At 62.0% G+C, this 17465-nt stretch carries 11 protein-coding genes, 3 rRNA genes and 1 pseudogene; 8 read left to right on the top strand and 7 right to left on the bottom strand.

What is annotated here, in order from left to right; translation table 11 throughout:
- Positions 1–4: 4 nt before the first annotated feature.
- Genes G6N68_RS19995 through G6N68_RS19980 form a run of 4 tightly spaced genes read left to right on the top strand, consistent with a single transcriptional unit; the run spans position 5 to position 3266 of the window.
- Positions 5–925 carry a F0F1 ATP synthase subunit gamma gene (locus tag G6N68_RS19995; protein WP_163716041.1) on the top strand — a complete coding sequence of 307 codons (921 nt, stop codon included), beginning with the start codon at positions 5–7 and terminating at the stop codon, positions 923–925.
- A 24-nt stretch (positions 926–949) separates the two neighbouring features.
- Positions 950–2404, top strand: a complete 1455-nt coding sequence (gene atpD, locus G6N68_RS19990; protein WP_163716039.1) for a F0F1 ATP synthase subunit beta — start codon at positions 950–952, stop codon at positions 2402–2404.
- A gap of 45 nt (positions 2405–2449) precedes the next feature.
- Positions 2450–2815, top strand: coding sequence for a F0F1 ATP synthase subunit epsilon (locus G6N68_RS19985; protein ID WP_163716036.1), 366 nt, complete (start codon positions 2450–2452; stop codon positions 2813–2815).
- 7 nt (positions 2816–2822) lie between these two features.
- Positions 2823–3266, top strand: a complete 444-nt coding sequence (locus G6N68_RS19980) for a DUF2550 domain-containing protein (protein WP_163716033.1) — start codon at positions 2823–2825, stop codon at positions 3264–3266.
- 14 nt (positions 3267–3280) lie between these two features.
- On the opposite strand, the gene G6N68_RS19975 is transcribed toward G6N68_RS19980, so the two are convergent.
- The gene (locus G6N68_RS19975) at positions 3281–3862 is read right to left on the bottom strand and encodes a cob(I)yrinic acid a,c-diamide adenosyltransferase (protein ID WP_163716030.1); all 582 of its coding nucleotides are present in this window, start codon (positions 3860–3862) and stop codon (positions 3281–3283) included.
- Positions 3863–3934: 72 nt separating this feature from the next.
- Here G6N68_RS19975 and murA point away from each other — a divergent pair, with 72 nt between their 5' ends.
- The 4 genes from murA (at position 3935) to rrf (ending at position 10613) form a co-directional block, all read left to right on the top strand.
- The gene (gene murA, locus G6N68_RS19970) at positions 3935–5188 is read left to right on the top strand and encodes a UDP-N-acetylglucosamine 1-carboxyvinyltransferase (RefSeq protein WP_163716027.1); all 1254 of its coding nucleotides are present in this window, start codon (positions 3935–3937) and stop codon (positions 5186–5188) included.
- 288 nt (positions 5189–5476) lie between these two features.
- Positions 5477–7009, top strand: a 16S ribosomal RNA gene (locus G6N68_RS19965).
- A 282-nt stretch (positions 7010–7291) separates the two neighbouring features.
- Positions 7292–10402 (top strand): 23S ribosomal RNA (locus G6N68_RS19960).
- A gap of 97 nt (positions 10403–10499) precedes the next feature.
- Positions 10500–10613, top strand: a 5S ribosomal RNA gene (rrf, locus tag G6N68_RS19955).
- The 16S, 23S and 5S rRNA genes sit together here, the layout of an rRNA operon.
- A gap of 223 nt (positions 10614–10836) precedes the next feature.
- Here the strand turns inward: rrf and G6N68_RS19950 are convergent.
- The 6 genes and pseudogenes from G6N68_RS19950 to G6N68_RS19930 all read right to left on the bottom strand — a co-directional run bounded on the left by G6N68_RS19950 (position 10837) and on the right by G6N68_RS19930 (position 17453).
- Entirely contained in the window at positions 10837–11859 is a 1023-nt protein-coding gene (locus tag G6N68_RS19950; protein ID WP_163716024.1) for a PE family protein, read from the bottom strand.
- 334 nt (positions 11860–12193) lie between these two features.
- Positions 12194–12391, bottom strand: a pseudogene (locus G6N68_RS32370) (IS1634 family transposase); the annotation flags it as partial.
- Positions 12392–12503: 112 nt separating this feature from the next.
- Positions 12504–13490 carry a PE family protein gene (locus G6N68_RS31560; RefSeq protein ID WP_163716021.1) on the bottom strand — a complete coding sequence of 329 codons (987 nt, stop codon included), beginning with the start codon at positions 13488–13490 and terminating at the stop codon, positions 12504–12506.
- A 189-nt stretch (positions 13491–13679) separates the two neighbouring features.
- A complete protein-coding gene (locus G6N68_RS19940) occupies positions 13680–14177 on the bottom strand; it encodes a methylated-DNA--[protein]-cysteine S-methyltransferase (RefSeq protein WP_163716018.1) in 498 nt (165 codons plus the stop codon).
- The gene (locus tag G6N68_RS19935) at positions 14174–15661 is read right to left on the bottom strand and encodes a DNA-3-methyladenine glycosylase 2 family protein (RefSeq protein WP_163716015.1); all 1488 of its coding nucleotides are present in this window, start codon (positions 15659–15661) and stop codon (positions 14174–14176) included. Before G6N68_RS19935 ends, G6N68_RS19940 begins: the two co-directional genes overlap by 4 nt.
- Before the next feature lie 148 nt (positions 15662–15809).
- Entirely contained in the window at positions 15810–17453 is a 1644-nt protein-coding gene (locus G6N68_RS19930; protein WP_163716012.1) for an adenylate/guanylate cyclase domain-containing protein, read from the bottom strand.
- Positions 17454–17465 lie beyond the last annotated feature (12 nt).

Below are 17465 nucleotides of genomic sequence, written 5' to 3'. Positions count from 1 at the left end.
AAAAATGGCTGCCACACTTCGTGAACTTCGTGGCCGGATTCGGTCGGCGGGCTCGATCAAGAAGATCACCAAGGCCCAGGAACTGATCGCGACCTCGCGCATCGGCAAAGCTCAGGCTCGGCTGGAAGCCGCACGGCCCTACAACTTCCTGCTCACCTCGACGTTGCTGACCCTGTCCGCAGAGGCGGCGCTGGACCATCCATTGCTCGTCGAACGCGAAAACCCGACGCGGGCGGGCGTTCTGGTGGTGTCCTCGGACCGCGGTCTGTGCGGCGCCTACAACTCCAGCATCTTCCGCCGGTCGGAGGAGTTGTTCTCCCTGCTGCGGGAGGAAGGCAAGGAGCCGGTTCTGTACACGGTCGGCCGCAAGGCCCAGAACTACTTCTCATTCCGGCACTGGGACATCAAGCAGGCTTGGACGGGTTTCTCCGAGCAACCCCAGCCCGAGAACGCGTCGGAAATCGCCGACACTCTGGTCACCACCTTCATGGCGGGCCGAGATGACGACGACGACAACGCCGACGGGGTAGAGGGCGTCGACGAATTGCACATTGTCTACTCGGAATTCAAGTCGATGATGTCGCAGCAAGCCGTGGCGCACCGGATCGCGCCGTTGGTCGTGGAGTACGTCGAGGAAGAAGAAACCGGTCCGCATACCCTGTACTCCTTTGAGCCGGACGCGACGACGTTGTTCGAGGCCTTGTTGCCGCGCTACCTGACGACGCGGGTGTACGCCGCACTGCTGGAATCTGCGGCATCAGAACTGGCCTCGCGCCAACGCGCCATGAAGTCGGCGACCGATAACGCCGACGATTTGATCAAGGACCTGACGCTGCAAGCGAACCGCGAGCGGCAGGCCCAGATCACCCAAGAGATCAGCGAAATCGTCGGTGGCGCAAACGCGCTCGCCGACGCCTCCAAATAGGCCCGACGAGGAAGCGAAAGAACTATGACTGCCACTTCAGAAACGACTGACAAGAAGTCGGGCGGCTCCGACACCAACGGTCGCGTGGTTCGGATCACGGGTCCCGTTGTCGACGTTGAATTTCCGCGCGGCTCCGTACCGGGACTGTTCAACGCGTTGCATGCCGACATCCCTTTCGAGTCGCTGAAGAAGACGCTCACGCTGGAGGTGGCGCAGCACCTGGGCGACAACTTGGTGCGCACCATCTCGATGCAGCCCACCGACGGCTTGGTGCGCGGCGTCGAGGTCACCGACACGGGTCGTTCGATCTCGGTGCCGGTGGGCGAAAAGGTCAAGGGCCACGTCTTCAACGCGTTGGGCCGCTGCCTGGACGAGGAGGGGTACGGCGAGGACTTCGACCACTGGTCGATCCACCGCAAGCCGCCGGCCTTCGAGGACCTGGAGCCCCGCACCGAGATGCTCGAGACGGGCCTGAAGGTCGTCGACCTGCTGACCCCGTACGTGCGTGGCGGCAAGATCGCGCTGTTCGGCGGTGCCGGCGTGGGTAAGACGGTGCTGATTCAGGAGATGATCAACCGTATTGCCCGTAACTTCGGTGGCACTTCGGTTTTCGCCGGCGTGGGGGAGCGGACCCGTGAGGGCAACGACCTCTGGGTCGAGCTGAAGGAAGCCGACGTCCTCAAGGACACCGCGCTGGTGTTCGGTCAGATGGACGAGCCGCCCGGCACCCGTATGCGGGTGGCCCTGTCCGCGCTGACCATGGCGGAATGGTTCCGTGACGAAGCCGGCCAGGACGTGCTGCTGTTCATCGACAACATCTTCCGGTTCACCCAGGCCGGCTCGGAGGTGTCGACGCTGCTCGGTCGTATGCCGTCCGCGGTGGGTTACCAGCCGACGCTGGCGGACGAGATGGGCGAGCTGCAGGAGCGCATCACCTCGACCCGAGGCAAGTCGATTACGTCCATGCAGGCCGTGTATGTGCCCGCCGACGACTACACCGACCCGGCGCCGGCAACCACCTTCGCCCACCTGGACGCCACCACCGAGCTGTCGCGTTCGGTGTTCTCCAAGGGCATCTTCCCCGCGGTGGACCCGCTCGCATCCAGCTCAACGATCCTGGACCCCGGCGTCGTCGGCGAAGAGCACTACCGGGTTGCGCAGGAAGTCATCCGAATCCTGCAGCGCTACAAGGACCTCCAGGACATCATCGCCATTCTGGGTATCGACGAGCTGTCCGAAGAAGACAAGCAGTTGGTCAACCGGGCGCGGCGCATCGAGCGATTCTTGTCGCAGAACATGATGGCCGCCGAGCAGTTCACCGGCCAGCCAGGTTCCACGGTGCCGGTGAAGGAGACCATCGAAGCGTTCGACAAGCTGACCAAGGGCGACTTCGACCACGTACCCGAGCAGGCCTTCTTCCTGATCGGCGGCCTTGAGGACCTGGCTAAGAAGGCCGAGACCTACGACGTCAAGCTGTGATCGGGCACGGCTACCTGACCCGGCGCGCAGCGGAGGTGTTGTGACATGGCCGTATTGAACGTTCAGATCGTCGCGGTCGACCGCCAGATTTGGTCGGGCGAGGCGACGTTCCTGTTCACTCGCACCACCGTTGGTGAGATCGGCATCCTCCCCAACCACATTCCGTTGGTGGCGCAGTTGGTCGACGACGCCATGGTGCGCGTCGAACGGGAAGACGGAGAGGACCTGCGCATCGCGGTCGATGGTGGCTTCTTGACGGTCACCGAAGACGGCATCAGCGTGCTTGCTGAGTCAGCCGAGTTCGAGAAGGACATCGACGAGAGCGCAGCCAGGCAGGATGCCGAGTCCGACGACCCGAAGACGGCCGCTCGGGGGCGCGCGAGATTGCGCGCTCTCGGCGTGATCGACTAACAGTCCGATGAGCGCGCCCATTATCGCTATGGCCGTGCTCGTCATGGTGCTGGGCCTTGCGGTACTGGCGCTCAGCTATCGGTTGTGGAAGCTGCGCCAGGGCGGAACGGCGGGCATCATGCGCGACATCCCCGCCGTCGGCGGTCATGGCTGGCGTCACGGTGTAATCCGTTACCGCGGCGGCGAAGCGGCTTTCTACCGGTTGTCCAGCTTGCGCTTGTGGCCGGATCGCCGGCTCAGCAGGCGTGGGTTGGAGGTCGTGGGCAGGCGCGGGCCACGCGGCGACGAATACGACATCATGACCGACGAGATCGTCGTTCTGGAGCTGCGCGACACCACGCAGGACCGCCGCACGGGGTACGAAATCGCCTTGGACAGAGGGGCGTTGACCGCGTTTCAGTCCTGGCTGGAGTCCCGTCCGTCGCCACGTTCGCGCCGGCGCCGGGTCTGACGGCGGTAGTGCGCCTAGCTTGCGCCGCGACCGCCGCCCGGCTTCCACTTCACGTCACCATCGGGGTTGGCCACGCGCGCGAGGATGAACAGCAGGTCCGACAGTCGGTTGAGGTATTTCGCGGGCAGCACGCTGACGCCCTCGCGATGGGCGTCCACGGCGGCCCACGCCGAGCGCTCGGCTCGGCGCACCACGGTACGCGCGACGTGCAACAGCGCCGACAGCGGTGAACCACCCGGCAACACAAAAGAATTCAGTGCCGGCAGCGGCTCGTTGTAGCTGTCACACCATTTTTCGAGGCGATCGATATAGGCCTGCGTGATACGAAGCGGGGGATGCTCGGGGTTCTCCACCACCGGGGTGGACAAGTCCGCGCCCGCGTCGAACAGATCATTTTGGATCTGCCGGAGCACAGCCGCGATCTGCTCGTCCGGCCCGCCCAGGGCAAGGGCGACGCCGATCGCGGAGTTGGCCTCGTCGCAGTCCGCGTACGCCACCAACCGCTCGTCAGTCTTGGACACCCGCGAGAAATCACTCAATCCGGTGGTCCCGTCGTCGCCGGTCCGGGTATATATGCGGGTCAGGTGGACAGCCATGCCCAAAACCGTACCCGGCGGAACCGAGTCAGCTGACTGACAAGCCGATAGCCCTTCACTAGACTGACCCGGGTGGCGGAGCGATTCGTGGTAACTGGTGGCAACCGGTTGTCAGGCGAAGTCGCCGTCGGAGGTGCCAAGAACAGCGTCCTCAAGCTGATGGCGGCGACATTGCTGGCCGAGGGCACCAGCACTATCACCAACTGCCCCGACATCCTCGACGTGCCGTTGATGGCCGAGGTGCTGCGTGGCCTGGGCGCGACGGTGGAGCTCGACGGTGATGTGGCCCGCATCACCTCACCCGACGAACCCAAGTACGACGCCGACTTCGCGGCGGTGCGGCAGTTCCGCGCGTCGGTGTGTGTCCTGGGCCCGCTGGTCGGGCGCTGCAAGAAGGCCAGGGTCGCACTGCCCGGCGGCGATGCGATCGGGTCGCGCCCGCTAGACATGCACCAAGCGGGCCTGCGGCAGCTCGGTGCGACGTGCAACATCGAGCACGGCTGTGTAGTTGCTTATGCCGATACGTTGCGGGGTGCCGAGATTCAATTGGAGTTCCCCTCGGTGGGAGCTACGGAGAACATCCTGATGGCCGCGGTCCTCGCCGAGGGCGTCACGACCATCCACAACGCGGCGCGCGAGCCCGATGTCGTGGACCTGTGCACGATGTTGAACCAGATGGGCGCGCAGGTCGAGGGTGCCGGCTCGCCGACGATGACGATCACCGGCGTCCCGCGGCTGTACCCGACCGAGCACCGAGTGATCGGGGACCGCATCGTCGCTGCGACGTGGGGTATCGCGGCCGCCATGACGCGCGGCGACATCACAGTGACGGGAATAGATCCGTCGCATCTGCAGTTGGTGCTGCACAAGCTGCACGACGCGGGTGCCACCGTCACCCAAACCGACGACAGTTTCCGCGTCGCCCAATACGAGCGGCCCAAGGCGGTCAACGTCGCGACGCTGCCTTTCCCCGGATTCCCGACGGATTTGCAACCCATGGCGATCGCGCTGGCATCAATTGCCGACGGCACTTCGATGATCACCGAGAACGTGTTCGAAGCCCGGTTCCGGTTCGTCGAGGAGATGATCCGACTGGGTGCCGATGCCCGCACCGACGGACACCACGCGGTGGTGCGCGGACTGCCTCAACTGTCGAGCGCTCCGGTGTGGTGTTCGGACATCCGAGCCGGCGCCGGCCTGGTGCTGGCCGGCCTTGTGGCAGACGGCGATACGGAGGTCCACGACGTCTTCCACATCGACCGCGGCTACCCATTATTCGTCGAGAACCTGCGGATTTTGGGAGCGGAGATCGAGCGGGTACACTAAGCAACGTCAACGCCAATCAGGCGCGGACCTCAAGACAAAGAGGACCGAAACCGGGAGTTGACTTTCCTGCCGGATCTGTATTAAGCTGGCAGGGTTGCCCCAAAGCGGGCGGAACAAGTGTTGTTTGAGAACTCAATAGTGTGTTTGGTGTTTTTGTTTGTTGTTTTTTGACTGCACCTAGCACTCCCCGTGTGTGGGTGTAGTCGTTTTTTCAGATGCCAGTATTGGTGTCTTTTTGTTAGGTCAGATTTCTCTGATTGTGAATTCTCCTCGATACCGAGGCGATTTTGTTTGGAGAGTTTGATCCTGGCTCAGGACGAACGCTGGCGGCGTGCTTAACACATGCAAGTCGAACGGAAAGGCCCCTTCGGGGGTACTCGAGTGGCGAACGGGTGAGTAACACGTGGGTAATCTGCCCTGCACACTGGGATAAGCCTGGGAAACTGGGTCTAATACCGGATAGGACCTCTCGGCGCATGCCTAAGAGGTGGAAAGCTTTTGCGGTGTGGGATGGGCCCGCGGCCTATCAGCTTGTTGGTGGGGTGACGGCCTACCAAGGCGACGACGGGTAGCCGGCCTGAGAGGGTGTCCGGCCACACTGGGACTGAGATACGGCCCAGACTCCTACGGGAGGCAGCAGTGGGGAATATTGCACAATGGGCGCAAGCCTGATGCAGCGACGCCGCGTGGGGGATGACGGCCTTCGGGTTGTAAACCTCTTTCACCATCGACGAAGGTCTGGGGTTCCTCAGGCTGACGGTAGGTGGAGAAGAAGCACCGGCCAACTACGTGCCAGCAGCCGCGGTAATACGTAGGGTGCGAGCGTTGTCCGGAATTACTGGGCGTAAAGAGCTCGTAGGTGGTTTGTCGCGTTGTTCGTGAAATCTCACGGCTTAACTGTGAGCGTGCGGGCGATACGGGCAGACTAGAGTACTGCAGGGGAGACTGGAATTCCTGGTGTAGCGGTGGAATGCGCAGATATCAGGAGGAACACCGGTGGCGAAGGCGGGTCTCTGGGCAGTAACTGACGCTGAGGAGCGAAAGCGTGGGGAGCGAACAGGATTAGATACCCTGGTAGTCCACGCCGTAAACGGTGGGTACTAGGTGTGGGTTTCCTTCCTTGGGATCCGTGCCGTAGCTAACGCATTAAGTACCCCGCCTGGGGAGTACGGCCGCAAGGCTAAAACTCAAAGGAATTGACGGGGGCCCGCACAAGCGGCGGAGCATGTGGATTAATTCGATGCAACGCGAAGAACCTTACCTGGGTTTGACATGCACAGGACGCGTCTAGAGATAGGCGTTCCCTTGTGGCCTGTGTGCAGGTGGTGCATGGCTGTCGTCAGCTCGTGTCGTGAGATGTTGGGTTAAGTCCCGCAACGAGCGCAACCCTTGTCTCATGTTGCCAGCGGGTAATGCCGGGGACTCGTGAGAGACTGCCGGGGTCAACTCGGAGGAAGGTGGGGATGACGTCAAGTCATCATGCCCCTTATGTCCAGGGCTTCACACATGCTACAATGGCCGGTACAAAGGGCTGCGATGCCGCGAGGTTAAGCGAATCCTTTTAAAGCCGGTCTCAGTTCGGATCGGGGTCTGCAACTCGACCCCGTGAAGTCGGAGTCGCTAGTAATCGCAGATCAGCAACGCTGCGGTGAATACGTTCCCGGGCCTTGTACACACCGCCCGTCACGTCATGAAAGTCGGTAACACCCGAAGCCAGTGGCCTAACCCTTTGGGAGGGAGCTGTCGAAGGTGGGATCGGCGATTGGGACGAAGTCGTAACAAGGTAGCCGTACCGGAAGGTGCGGCTGGATCACCTCCTTTCTAAGGAGCACCACGAAAGGCACCCCAACAAGTGGGGTGCGAGCCGTGAGGGGTTCTCGTCTGTAGTGGACGAGGGCCGGGTGCAAGCAACAAGCAAAAGCCAGACACACTATTGGGTCCTGAGGCAACACTCGGACGCTGTTTCGAGGGTTGTCCCACCATCTTGGTGGTGGGGTGTGGTGTTTGAGAATTGGATAGTGGTTGCGAGCATCAAAATGTATGCGTTGCCGTTCGCGGTGACGTGTTGTTTTGTGCAATTTTATTCTTTGGTTTTTGTAGTGTTTGTAAGTGTCTAAGGGCGCATGGTGGATGCCTTGGCATCGAGAGCCGATGAAGGACGTGGGAGGCTGCGATATGCCTCGGGGAGCTGCCAACCGAGCGTGGATCCGAGGATGTCCGAATGGGGAAACCCAGCACGAGTCATGTCGTGTTACCCGTACCTGAATATATAGGGTGCGGGAGGGAACGCGGGGAAGTGAAACATCTCAGTACCCGTAGGAAGAGAAAACAATTGTGATTCCGCTAGTAGTGGCGAGCGAACGCGGAAAATGGCTAAACCGCACGCATGCGATACCGGGTAGGGGTTGTGTGTGCGGGGTTGTGGGACTATTACTTCTCAGCTCTACCTGGCTGAGGGGCAGTCAAAAAGTGTTGTGGTTAGCGGAAGTGGCCTGGGATGGTCCGCCGTAGACGGTGAGAGCCCGGTACGTTAAAACCCGACACCTGCCTTGTTTTAGCTCCCGAGTAGCAGCGAGCCCGTGGAATTTGCTGTGAATCTGCCGGGACCACCCGGTAAGCCTAAATACTTCTCGATGACCGATAGCGGATTAGTACCGTGAGGGAATGGTGAAAAGTACCCCGGGAGGGGAGTGAAAGAGTACCTGAAACCGTGCGCCTACAATCCGTCAGAGCCTCCTCGTGGGGTGATGGCGTGCCTTTTGAAGAATGAGCCTGCGAGTCAGGGACATGTCGCGAGGTTAACCCGTGTGGGGTAGCCGCAGCGAAAGCGAGTCTGAATAGGGCGTATCCCCGTAAGGGGTGTAGTGGCATGTTCTGGACCCGAAGCGGAGTGATCTACCCATGGCCAGGGTGAAGCGCGGGTAAGACCGCGTGGAGGCCCGAACCCACTTAGGTTGAAGACTGAGGGGATGAGCTGTGGGTAGGGGTGAAAGGCCAATCAAACTCCGTGATAGCTGGTTCTCCCCGAAATGCATTTAGGTGCAGCGTTGCGTGGTTCACCACGGAGGTAGAGCTACTGGATGGCCAATGGGCCCTATCAGGTTACTGACGTCAGCCAAACTCCGAATGCCGTGGTGTCAAGCGTGGCAGTGAGACGGCGGGGGATAAGCTCCGTACGTCGAAAGGGAAACAGCCCAGATCGCCGGCTAAGGCCCCCAAGCGTGTGCTAAGTGGAAAAGGATGTGCAGTCGCAAAGACAACCAGGAGGTTGGCTTAGAAGCAGCCACCCTTGAAAGAGTGCGTAATAGCTCACTGGTCAAGTGATTGTGCGCCGATAATGTAGCGGGGCTCAAGCACACCGCCGAAGCCGCGGCACATCTACGTATGTAGGTGTGGGTAGGGGAGCGTCCCTCATTCAGCGAAGCCGTCGGGTGACCGACGGTGGAGGGTGGGGGAGTGAGAATGCAGGCATGAGTAGCGAATAGGCAAGTGAGAACCTTGCCCGCCGAAAGACCAAGGGTTCCTGGGCCAGGCCAGTCCGCCCAGGGTGAGTCGGGACCTAAGGCGAGGCCGACAGGCGTAGTCGATGGACAACGGGTTGATATTCCCGTACCCGTGTGTGCGCGCCCGTGATGAATCAATTGTGCTAACCACCCAAATGGTCGCTGATCAATCCCTTCGGGGTGCGACGGTGACCGGCTGCGTGGGACCCCAGTTGGTAGTAGTCAAGCGAAGGGGTGACGCAGGAAGGTAGCCGTACCAGTCAGTGGTAATACTGGGGCAAGCCCGTAGGGAGAGCGATAGGCAAATCCGTCGCTCATTAATCCTGAGAGGTGATGCATAGCCGATTGAGGCGAATTCGGTGATCCTCTGCTGCCAAGAAAAGCCTCTAGCGAGTTCACACACGGCCCGTACCCCAAACCAACACAGGTGGTCAGGTAGAGAATACCAAGGCGTACGAGATAACTATGGTTAAGGAACTCGGCAAAATGCCCCCGTAACTTCGGGAGAAGGGGGACCGGCATGCCGTGAACACCCTTGCGGTGGGAGCGGAAACCGGTCGCAGAAACCAGTGAGAAGCGACTGTTTACTAAAAACACAGGTCCGTGCGAAGTCGCAAGACGATGTATACGGACTGACGCCTGCCCGGTGCTGGAAGGTTAAGAGGACCCGTTAACTCGTAAGGGTGAAGCGGAGAATTTAAGCCCCAGTAAACGGCGGTGGTAACTATAACCATCCTAAGGTAGCGAAATTCCTTGTCGGGTAAGTTCCGACCTGCACGAATGGCGTAACGACTTCTCAACTGTCTCAACCATAGACTCGGCGAAATTGCACTACGAGTAAAGATGCTCGTTACGCGCGGCAGGACGAAAAGACCCCGGGACCTTCACTATAGCTTGGTATTGGTGTTCGGTACGGTTTGTGTAGGATAGGTGGGAGACTGTGAAGCCTCGACGCCAGTTGAGGTGGAGTCGTTGTTGAAATACCACTCTGATCGTATTGGACACCTAACGTCGAACCGTATATCCGGTTCACGGACAGTGCCTGGTGGGTAGTTTAACTGGGGCGGTTGCCTCCTAAAATGTAACGGAGGCGCCCAAAGGTTCCCTCAACCTGGACGGCAATCAGGTGTTGAGTGTAAATGCACAAGGGAGCTTGACTGCGAGACCTACAAGTCAAGCAGGGACGAAAGTCGGGATTAGTGATCCGGCACCCCCGAGTGGAAGGGGTGTCGCTCAACGGATAAAAGGTACCCCGGGGATAACAGGCTGATCTTCCCCAAGAGTCCATATCGACGGGATGGTTTGGCACCTCGATGTCGGCTCGTCGCATCCTGGGGCTGGAGCAGGTCCCAAGGGTTGGGCTGTTCGCCCATTAAAGCGGCACGCGAGCTGGGTTTAGAACGTCGTGAGACAGTTCGGTCTCTATCCGCCGCGCGCGTCAGAAACTTGAGGAAACCTGTCCCTAGTACGAGAGGACCGGGACGGACGAACCTCTAGTGCACCAGTTGTCCCACCAGGGGCACCGCTGGATAGCTACGTTCGGACAGGATAACCGCTGAAAGCATCTAAGCGGGAAACCTTCTCCAAGATCAGGTTTCTCACCCTCTAGGAGGGATAAGGCCCCCCGCAGAACACGGGTTCGATAGGCCAGACCTGGAAGCTCAGTAATGGGTGAAGGGGACTGGCACTAACCGGCCGAAAACTTACCAACACAAACCAATCGCAACCACTATCCGTCTCCGGCATTTATGCCGTTAGACACTGCACCCCGCCACCAAACAAACTTGAATGTATAAAATAAATAGAGTTACGGCGGCCACAGCGACAGGGAAACGCCCGGTCCCATTCCGAACCCGGAAGCTAAGCCTGTCAGCGCCGATGATACTGCGCTTTTCGCGTGGAAAAGTAGGACACCGCCGAACACACAAAAACACCCCCAGCAATGGGGGTGTTTTTGCATGCGCCGGCCCGCCGAGACCGGCTGCTGCGCGGCGCTGAGCGCCTCACTGCCCAGCAATGAGCCACGTTGCTCGCTAAGCTGCCGGCGGCCGATGCCAACCAAGACCTTGCATTCGGATTCCGCGACGCCGACGGCCAATGTCGCCGAGTACGGTGGTCTGCTGGTGAGGAGTGGCGGGGCTCTCGCTAAATGGCGCCGATTGCCTGGAGGAGTGCGAGCCCGCCGGTCGCCCGGGCGATTTCATAACCTAGGCCGCCCAATTGGGTGCCCTGATACGAATAGGTTGAACCCACAAACGTCCCCGGCTGGTCATAATAGGTTACCGAAATGGGCTGAGCACCAGCCATGAGCCCGCCAAAGGGAATCTTGAGCGTGAAGGCATCCTGCCCGCCAACGCCACCAGTGTTCAGAATTGCTGGCAACTGGGATGACCCAATCTCGACCGTGTGATGGCCAAACAGTATGGAATTGGTGAATTCGAAAGGCGCGGATACGAATGCACTGGTAGCGCCCACGAAGTCACCATTAGCAATGGCAGCGAAGAATGCGTTGTTGCTGTTCGCGAGCGAGGCTTGCCCGGTGACATAGGGGCCGGCCATGGCCGCTAGCAGCGGAAGCGCCGGGGGCAGGGTTATTGTTCCCCCGGTCATTTGGGAGGAGGGGGGGGACAACAAACCGCTGTTGGACCACACCACGGTCCCAACTGCAGTCTCAAGGGTTAGCGTCATCGTCATTGCTCCAGGGAGTACGTCGGCGTAGTCCACGGTCGTCCATGCTTTTATCGGGCCGAATGGTGTCTCCCACAAGACTGGGCCGGATGTCCCTGAGGCGGCGGGGTTTGGCAGGGTTGAGGCGCTTCCGATCGCGAGTTGGCCCAAAAGGTTCTGAATGGGCGCATTCAGCGTGTTGGCCAGGGTTTGTTGAGCATTGGTCAGCTCCGTGCTGAGGTACTGGGCCGCGCTGTTATTCAACAATTTCACGAATCCGTCGTGAAAATTCAAGGCCTGGTTGGCGAGGGATTGGAATTGCTGGGCGTTGGTACTGAACAATGCCGCGATCGCCGTGGACACCTCATCGGCGGCAGCAGCCAGTACCTGCGTCGTAGGTGCTGCGGCCGACGCATTTGCCGAGCCGATCGCCGCTCCTATCTCGGCCAACTCCGAAGCGGCCCCAGCCACGATCTCCGGCGCGATGAATGTCGATGGCATCAAGAAACCTCCAACTTGGATACTGGCAACGACGGTTCGCCTTCGGGACTGGTCTTTCAGGAGTGCGCTTAGTGGCTTTCGCGCCAGCAACCGCCTCGTCGAGATGTCCTCGCGGCATCCAAGACCGTATTGTCGGTGTGGCCGCGTCGATAGAGGGATTTCCCTGGAGTTGGCCGCGTCGTTCGCGCCGAGAGTGTGGACTGTGGCCCGAAACCGACCTAGGGCCGGGTGCTCCCCTCACGTTCGGCGAGGCCGACATCCCCGCGACGGGGCAGGCCAACCGCGACAACGGCAAGGTGCCGGTTCGCCAGTCGGCAATGCCGTCGATGGACTACTGGGTCCGCGCGGGCACCTCGATATCCAAAACGCCGTGGTCCTGCGCGGCGATTCGACGGGCCTGCCCCGCCAGAATCCCGGGCTGGGCATCGGTGTGCGCCGACGCCACGTGCGTCAGGATCGTGCGCTGCCCCTCGATGTTTGCGGACCACCTGCACAGTCACCGGGCCCCAGGGCGCGTGCGCACCTTCCGCATGTACGCCACGGCCCGAAGCTACCGGCTTGGTGCCCCAGACGAGCCGCTAAGCCGAGCGAAAGCGCAGGTCAGCGAACTGGAAATGCAGAACTCACCCAACGGGTGTCCGAAGTCAGCGCAGAAAAGTGCTTACGATCGTGTTCAGCAGGACCGGGAAGAATCCGCCGAACTGCGTTCCGCTGTAGGCGATGTCATGTGCCAGGCTTACGGCCTCCACCCCCGGGGGGTTCCATATGGGATTGTCAATCGTGTAGGTGGGCGATGTGACCCGGATGGGTTGGGCGGGCGCGAAAAGTCCGCCAAAGGGAATGTGGAACGTCCGCGGGTACGCGCCGATTTCCTCCCCAAGCGGGATCGAGATCGTTTCATGCCCGAAGAGCACGGCGCCGGTGAAATTGAACGGGGCCCCCAACCATGCGACCGCGGCCCCCAACGGGTTCCCGGTCTGTACGGCATTGAAGAACGCGTTGGTGCTGTTGCTCAGCGATGCCCCACCTGTGATGTAAGGGCCGGCTAACGCGGCGAGGAATGGGACCGCCGGTGGCGTGATCAATGTCCCCCCGGTTGTTGTGATCACCTTTCCGGTCTCCGACATGATCCCATTCGTCTCCCAAACGAGTGAGCCGAGCGGAGTGGTTACTCTCAGACTCGACGAGAGAGGCCCGTTCAAGCCGTCCGGGTAAACCTCGCTGTAGTTCAACGCGAATTCGCCGAACGGCGTGGGAAAACTGAGAGGGGGTAGGACGGTCTGCGTTTCGGCCGCAGACACGGCGCTCTGGCCAGCTCCGATCGCGTTCGCCAGCGTTTGCTGGGCATTTGCGAGCTCAGTGCTCACATACTGGGCGGCGCCACCGCTCAACAGCTTCACGAACTCGCCGTGAATGGTCGCCGCTTGGGCGGAAAGAGCTTGGAACTGCTGGCCGCTTGTACTGAACAGCGCCGCGATCGCCGTGGACACTTCATCGCTGGCGGCCGCGATGACCTGCGTCGTGGGGACGGCTGCCGCGGCGTTGGCCGAGTTGACGGTCGATCCGATCTCGGCCAGCTCCGCGGCCGCAGCGGTGACTGCCTCGGGGCTGACGAACGTAAACGACGACATCGGTAGCCTCCAGACTCCGTTGCGAGACCGACTCCAAAGGACTTCTGGGCTGCGGCCTCGGACCCGTGATTTTGCTGGCCAACGATATAAGTCGCTTTCCTGCTTCGATAGAGGGTTTTCCCTGGAGTTTGGCGCCATCGCACGCCCATGATCGGCAGGGCGGTCTGCGGGAAACCCTCGACCACGGGTTCAGTCGAACAGGGTCAATTCCGCCGGTGTCCGGCGCTTCTCCAATCCGAGCAGGGTCTGCTTGCGGTCCAGGCCGCCACCGTAGCCCGTCAGTTTTCCGCTGGCACCGATCACGCGGTGGCACGGAACGATGATCGCAATCGGATTGTGGCCGTTGGCCAATCCGACGGCGCGGGCCGCGCCGGGGGCCCCGATCTGCTCGGCGATCTCGCCATAAGACCGCGTCTCCCCATACGGAATTGTCAACAGCGCCTTCCAGACTCGCAGCTGGAATTCAGTGCCACGCAGGTCGAGTTCGAGATCGAAGTCGGTGAGCTCGCCGGCGAAATACGCCTCTAATTGGGCGACGGCGTCGCCGAACGCCCCGTCGTCTTCCGTCCAGCCGGTACGGCTCGGTTCGTAGGTCTGGTCGACCATGCGCAAATTCGTCAGCGCCGAACCGCGGCCGGCCAGCGTCAGCGGCCCTATCGGACTGTCGATGGTGCGGTAGTGAATCATGCGATCTCCCGTACGGGCCATTGGTTTACCGGATGTTCCAGGGTGGTCCACAGATGCTGGGTGGCATAGGAGCGCCACGGCCGCCAACGGGCGCTGTGCTCCAGCAGTCCCCGCTCCTGGACGGGTAGGCCAAGTTGCTTGGCGGCCAGCTTCAATCCCAGATCGCTGACCGGAAAGGCGTCAGGGTCTCCAAGTCCGCGCATGGCGATCACTTCCGCGGTCCAGGGCCCGATGCCGGGCAGTTCCAGCAACTGTCGACGCGCGCGCTCCCAGTCGCATCCGGCGTCCAGGGTCACGCTACCGTCGGCAAGCCCGGCGATCAGCGCGGTCACGGTCCGCTGGCGTGCCTTGGGAACGGACAGATGCGCAGGGTCGATCTCAGCCAGTAGCTCGGTGGACGGGAAGGTGTGCGTCAGTCGGCCGTGCGGGTCGGTCACTGTCTGCCCGTACGCGGCGACCAGTCTGCCGGCGTGGGTGCGTGCCGCCTTCGTGGACACCTGCTGGCCTAGCACGGCCCGCACGGCTAGCTCGGCTTCGTCCACTGTTCGCGGAATCCGTTGTCCGGGAGCTTTGTTCACTACCGCGCGCAACTGGTGGTCACCGCTGAGCGCTTCCACCACGGCCTCCGGATCGGCGTCCAGATCCAGCAGCCGTCGGCACCGGGCGGTGGCGGCCGCGAGATCGCGGAAGTCGTCGAGGACCAGCACGCACCGCACGTGGTCGGGTGCGGGGGTCAGCGACACCAGGCCATTGCCCCACGCCAGCCGCAGCGTCCGCCGGTACGCACCGTCGCGAACCTCCTCGCAACCCGGCACCGCGCTGGCGGCCAGATGACCGAAGACCCCCTCGTAGGCGAACGGTGTTCGGACCGGCAGGCGCAGCGATACCGCGCCCGCCGATGCCGTGTTGGACCCGAATCGGGCGGCCGCGCGCTTGCGCAGCTGTGTCGGTGTGCTGTCGCACACCAACCGCACGGTCTCGTTGAATTGGCGGATGCTGGAAAAGCCTGCGGCGAAAGCGACGTCGCCGAAGGGCAGATCCGTGGTCTCGATCAGGATCCGGGCGGTCTGCATGCGCTGCGCGCGGGCCAGCGCGAGTGGCCCCGCCCCGACTTCGGCCTGCAGCAGTCGTTCCAGTTGACGAGTGGTGTAACCCAGGTGTGCGGCGAGGCCGGTGACGCCGTCTCGATCCACCGCGCCGTCGGCGATCAACCGCATGGCCCGGGCGACGACGTCACCGCGCACATTCCACTCCGGAGACCCCGGCGACGCGTCAGGACGGCACCTCTTGCAGGCCCGGAAGCCCTCCCGCTGCGCGGCCGCGGCAGTCGGCAGGAAACGCACGTTACCGGCGAACGGTGGACGCACAGGGCAACTGGGGCGGCAGTAGATCCGGGTGGTCAGGACCGCGATGACGAACCAGCCGTCGAACCGGGCGTCCTTGGATTGGACGGCTCGGTAGCAGCGGTCGAAATCTTCATGCACCCTTCGACAATTACACCCACCGGCCGACAAGACTGGCGGAAAAGCGACATCAATGTGGATCGCAGGTCGGGGCAAGCAAGGATTGCCGGCGGTTGTCCGCGCTTCGATGGAGACGTGCCGCACGCCTGTGCGCGCCCGCGGCGGTCATCTACTTAGCGGGTTTCGCCGGCTCGACCGGCGATGCCGTCCGAATGCGCTGGTCGTAACCGCGCAGCTTCACGTAGCGCCCCAAAGACCAATGGGCGCGCTCACTTTCGCTCGCGCCCTCCACAACTTGCTCCGAAGCCAACAGCTTGCCGGGCTTGGACTTTGCGAGCTCGCACAGTCGCGCCGCCTCGTTCACCGGCTCGCCTATGACGGTGTACTCAAAGCGTTCTTTGGAGCCCACGTTGCCGGCGACCACCTCGCCCGCGGCAACGCCGATACCGGCCGGGCATTCCGGGACCTCCTCCACCAGTCGTTTGGCGATGGCGCGCGCAGCTGCCAGGGCGTGGTCTTCGGGGTTCTCGAGGCTATTAGGGGCCCCGAAAATGGCGAGCGACGCGTCACCCTCGAATTTGTTGACGAGTCCGCGCTGGCGGTCCACCTCCTCGACGACGACCGCGAAGAATCGGTTCAGCACCTCGACGACCTCGGCCGGGGGGCGCTTGGTCACCATTTTCGTCGAACCTTCGATGTCGATGAAAACCACAGCGACGTGGCGTTCTTCGCCGCCCAGTTTGGGCTTCTCCTTTTCGGCCGCCAGCGCGACTTCACGGCCGACATGACGGCCGAAAAGGTCGCGCAGCCGCTCCCGTTCGCGTAGGCCGTCAACCATCGCGTTGAACCCGCGTTGCAGCTCGCCGAGTTCGGTTCCGTCGAACGCCACCAGGTCGCCGCGCAGGTCGCCCTGCTCGACGCGTTTCAGCGCCGCACGCACCACCCGCACCGGCGTCGCCGTCAGCCACGCCAGGATCAGCATCAGGATGAAACCGAAGATCAAGGTAACCGTTGAGATGATGAGCACCCCGACCGCGAACTGGGTCTGGGTCAGATTGCGCAGCACGATCTCGAAGAAGGCCAGCAGCGCGATGCCCACCACCGGAACACCCGAGCCCATCAGCCACACCATCATGGTTCGCCCCATGATTCCGGGTGCCAACCGTCTCGGCGGTGGCCCTGCTTCGAGCGCCTGCGCCGCGACCGGACGCAGCGCGAACTCGGCCAGCAGATAACTGCCGGTGGCGACCAACAGGCCGCAGAAGCTCACGGACAGCAGGAATCGGGGGATGAACAGGTGATTGACCATCCCGAACAGGGTCGTCGTCAGCACGGCGCCGACCCCCCACAAAATCAGGTCGACTACCGCGACGCGCCACGGAGCCAGGAACGTGTTCCGTGAGTCGTTGCGGTCCGGCTTGCGTTCCTCGATTGCCCAGCGCAGCGACAGCACCGTCTGCCGGGTGATCCAGTAGGCGCCGAACGCCACCGCAAGAACGATGTAGATCGGCACGGCTACGGTCGAGATCCATAACGGGGCGTCCTCGAACACGCTTGGCTCCGGAATGGCCACGGTGACCAGCAGGATCGCCACCCCGATCCCGATCAGGTTCGCCACCACGATCAGCGTGGTCAGGATGACCTGGATGCGTACCCGTCGACGGTGTTGGCTCTCGTTGACCCGCCCCAGCAACCACGACCCGTACGCGGGCGTATCCGGCCGCCCGCTCTGGTGGGTGACCCTCTCGAGCACCCGGCCCACGCGTTGCGCTGTGGTCCGGCTGGTCTTCCCGGGCGACCCTTTAGTCGGCATGGTGGCGTCAGC

This window comes from Mycobacterium bourgelatii (assembly GCF_010723575.1).
Taxonomy (GTDB): domain Bacteria; phylum Actinomycetota; class Actinomycetes; order Mycobacteriales; family Mycobacteriaceae; genus Mycobacterium; species Mycobacterium bourgelatii.
Note: the sequence above shows the minus strand (reverse complement) of the source record. Positions and strands in the feature narration are given on the sequence as shown.

Bases quoted from the DNA above. Each gene is read 5' to 3' on its own strand.
- G6N68_RS19995 (WP_163716041.1), top strand. From the start codon at position 5: ATGGCTGCCACACTTCGTGAACTTCGTGGCCGGATTCGGTCGGCGGGC.
- atpD (WP_163716039.1), top strand. From the start codon at position 950: ATGACTGCCACTTCAGAAACGACTGACAAGAAGTCGGGCGGCTCCGAC.
- G6N68_RS19985 (WP_163716036.1), top strand. From the start codon at position 2,450: ATGGCCGTATTGAACGTTCAGATCGTCGCGGTCGACCGCCAGATTTGG.
- G6N68_RS19980 (WP_163716033.1), top strand. From the start codon at position 2,823: ATGAGCGCGCCCATTATCGCTATGGCCGTGCTCGTCATGGTGCTGGGC.
- G6N68_RS19975 (WP_163716030.1), bottom strand. From the start codon at position 3,862: ATGGCTGTCCACCTGACCCGCATATATACCCGGACCGGCGACGACGGG.
- G6N68_RS19950 (WP_163716024.1), bottom strand. From the start codon at position 11,859: ATGCCATCGACATTCATCGCGCCGGAGATCGTGGCTGGGGCCGCTTCG.
- G6N68_RS31560 (WP_163716021.1), bottom strand. From the start codon at position 13,490: ATGTCGTCGTTTACGTTCGTCAGCCCCGAGGCAGTCACCGCTGCGGCC.
- G6N68_RS19940 (WP_163716018.1), bottom strand. From the start codon at position 14,177: ATGATTCACTACCGCACCATCGACAGTCCGATAGGGCCGCTGACGCTG.
- G6N68_RS19930 (WP_163716012.1), bottom strand. From the start codon at position 17,453: ATGCCGACTAAAGGGTCGCCCGGGAAGACCAGCCGGACCACAGCGCAA.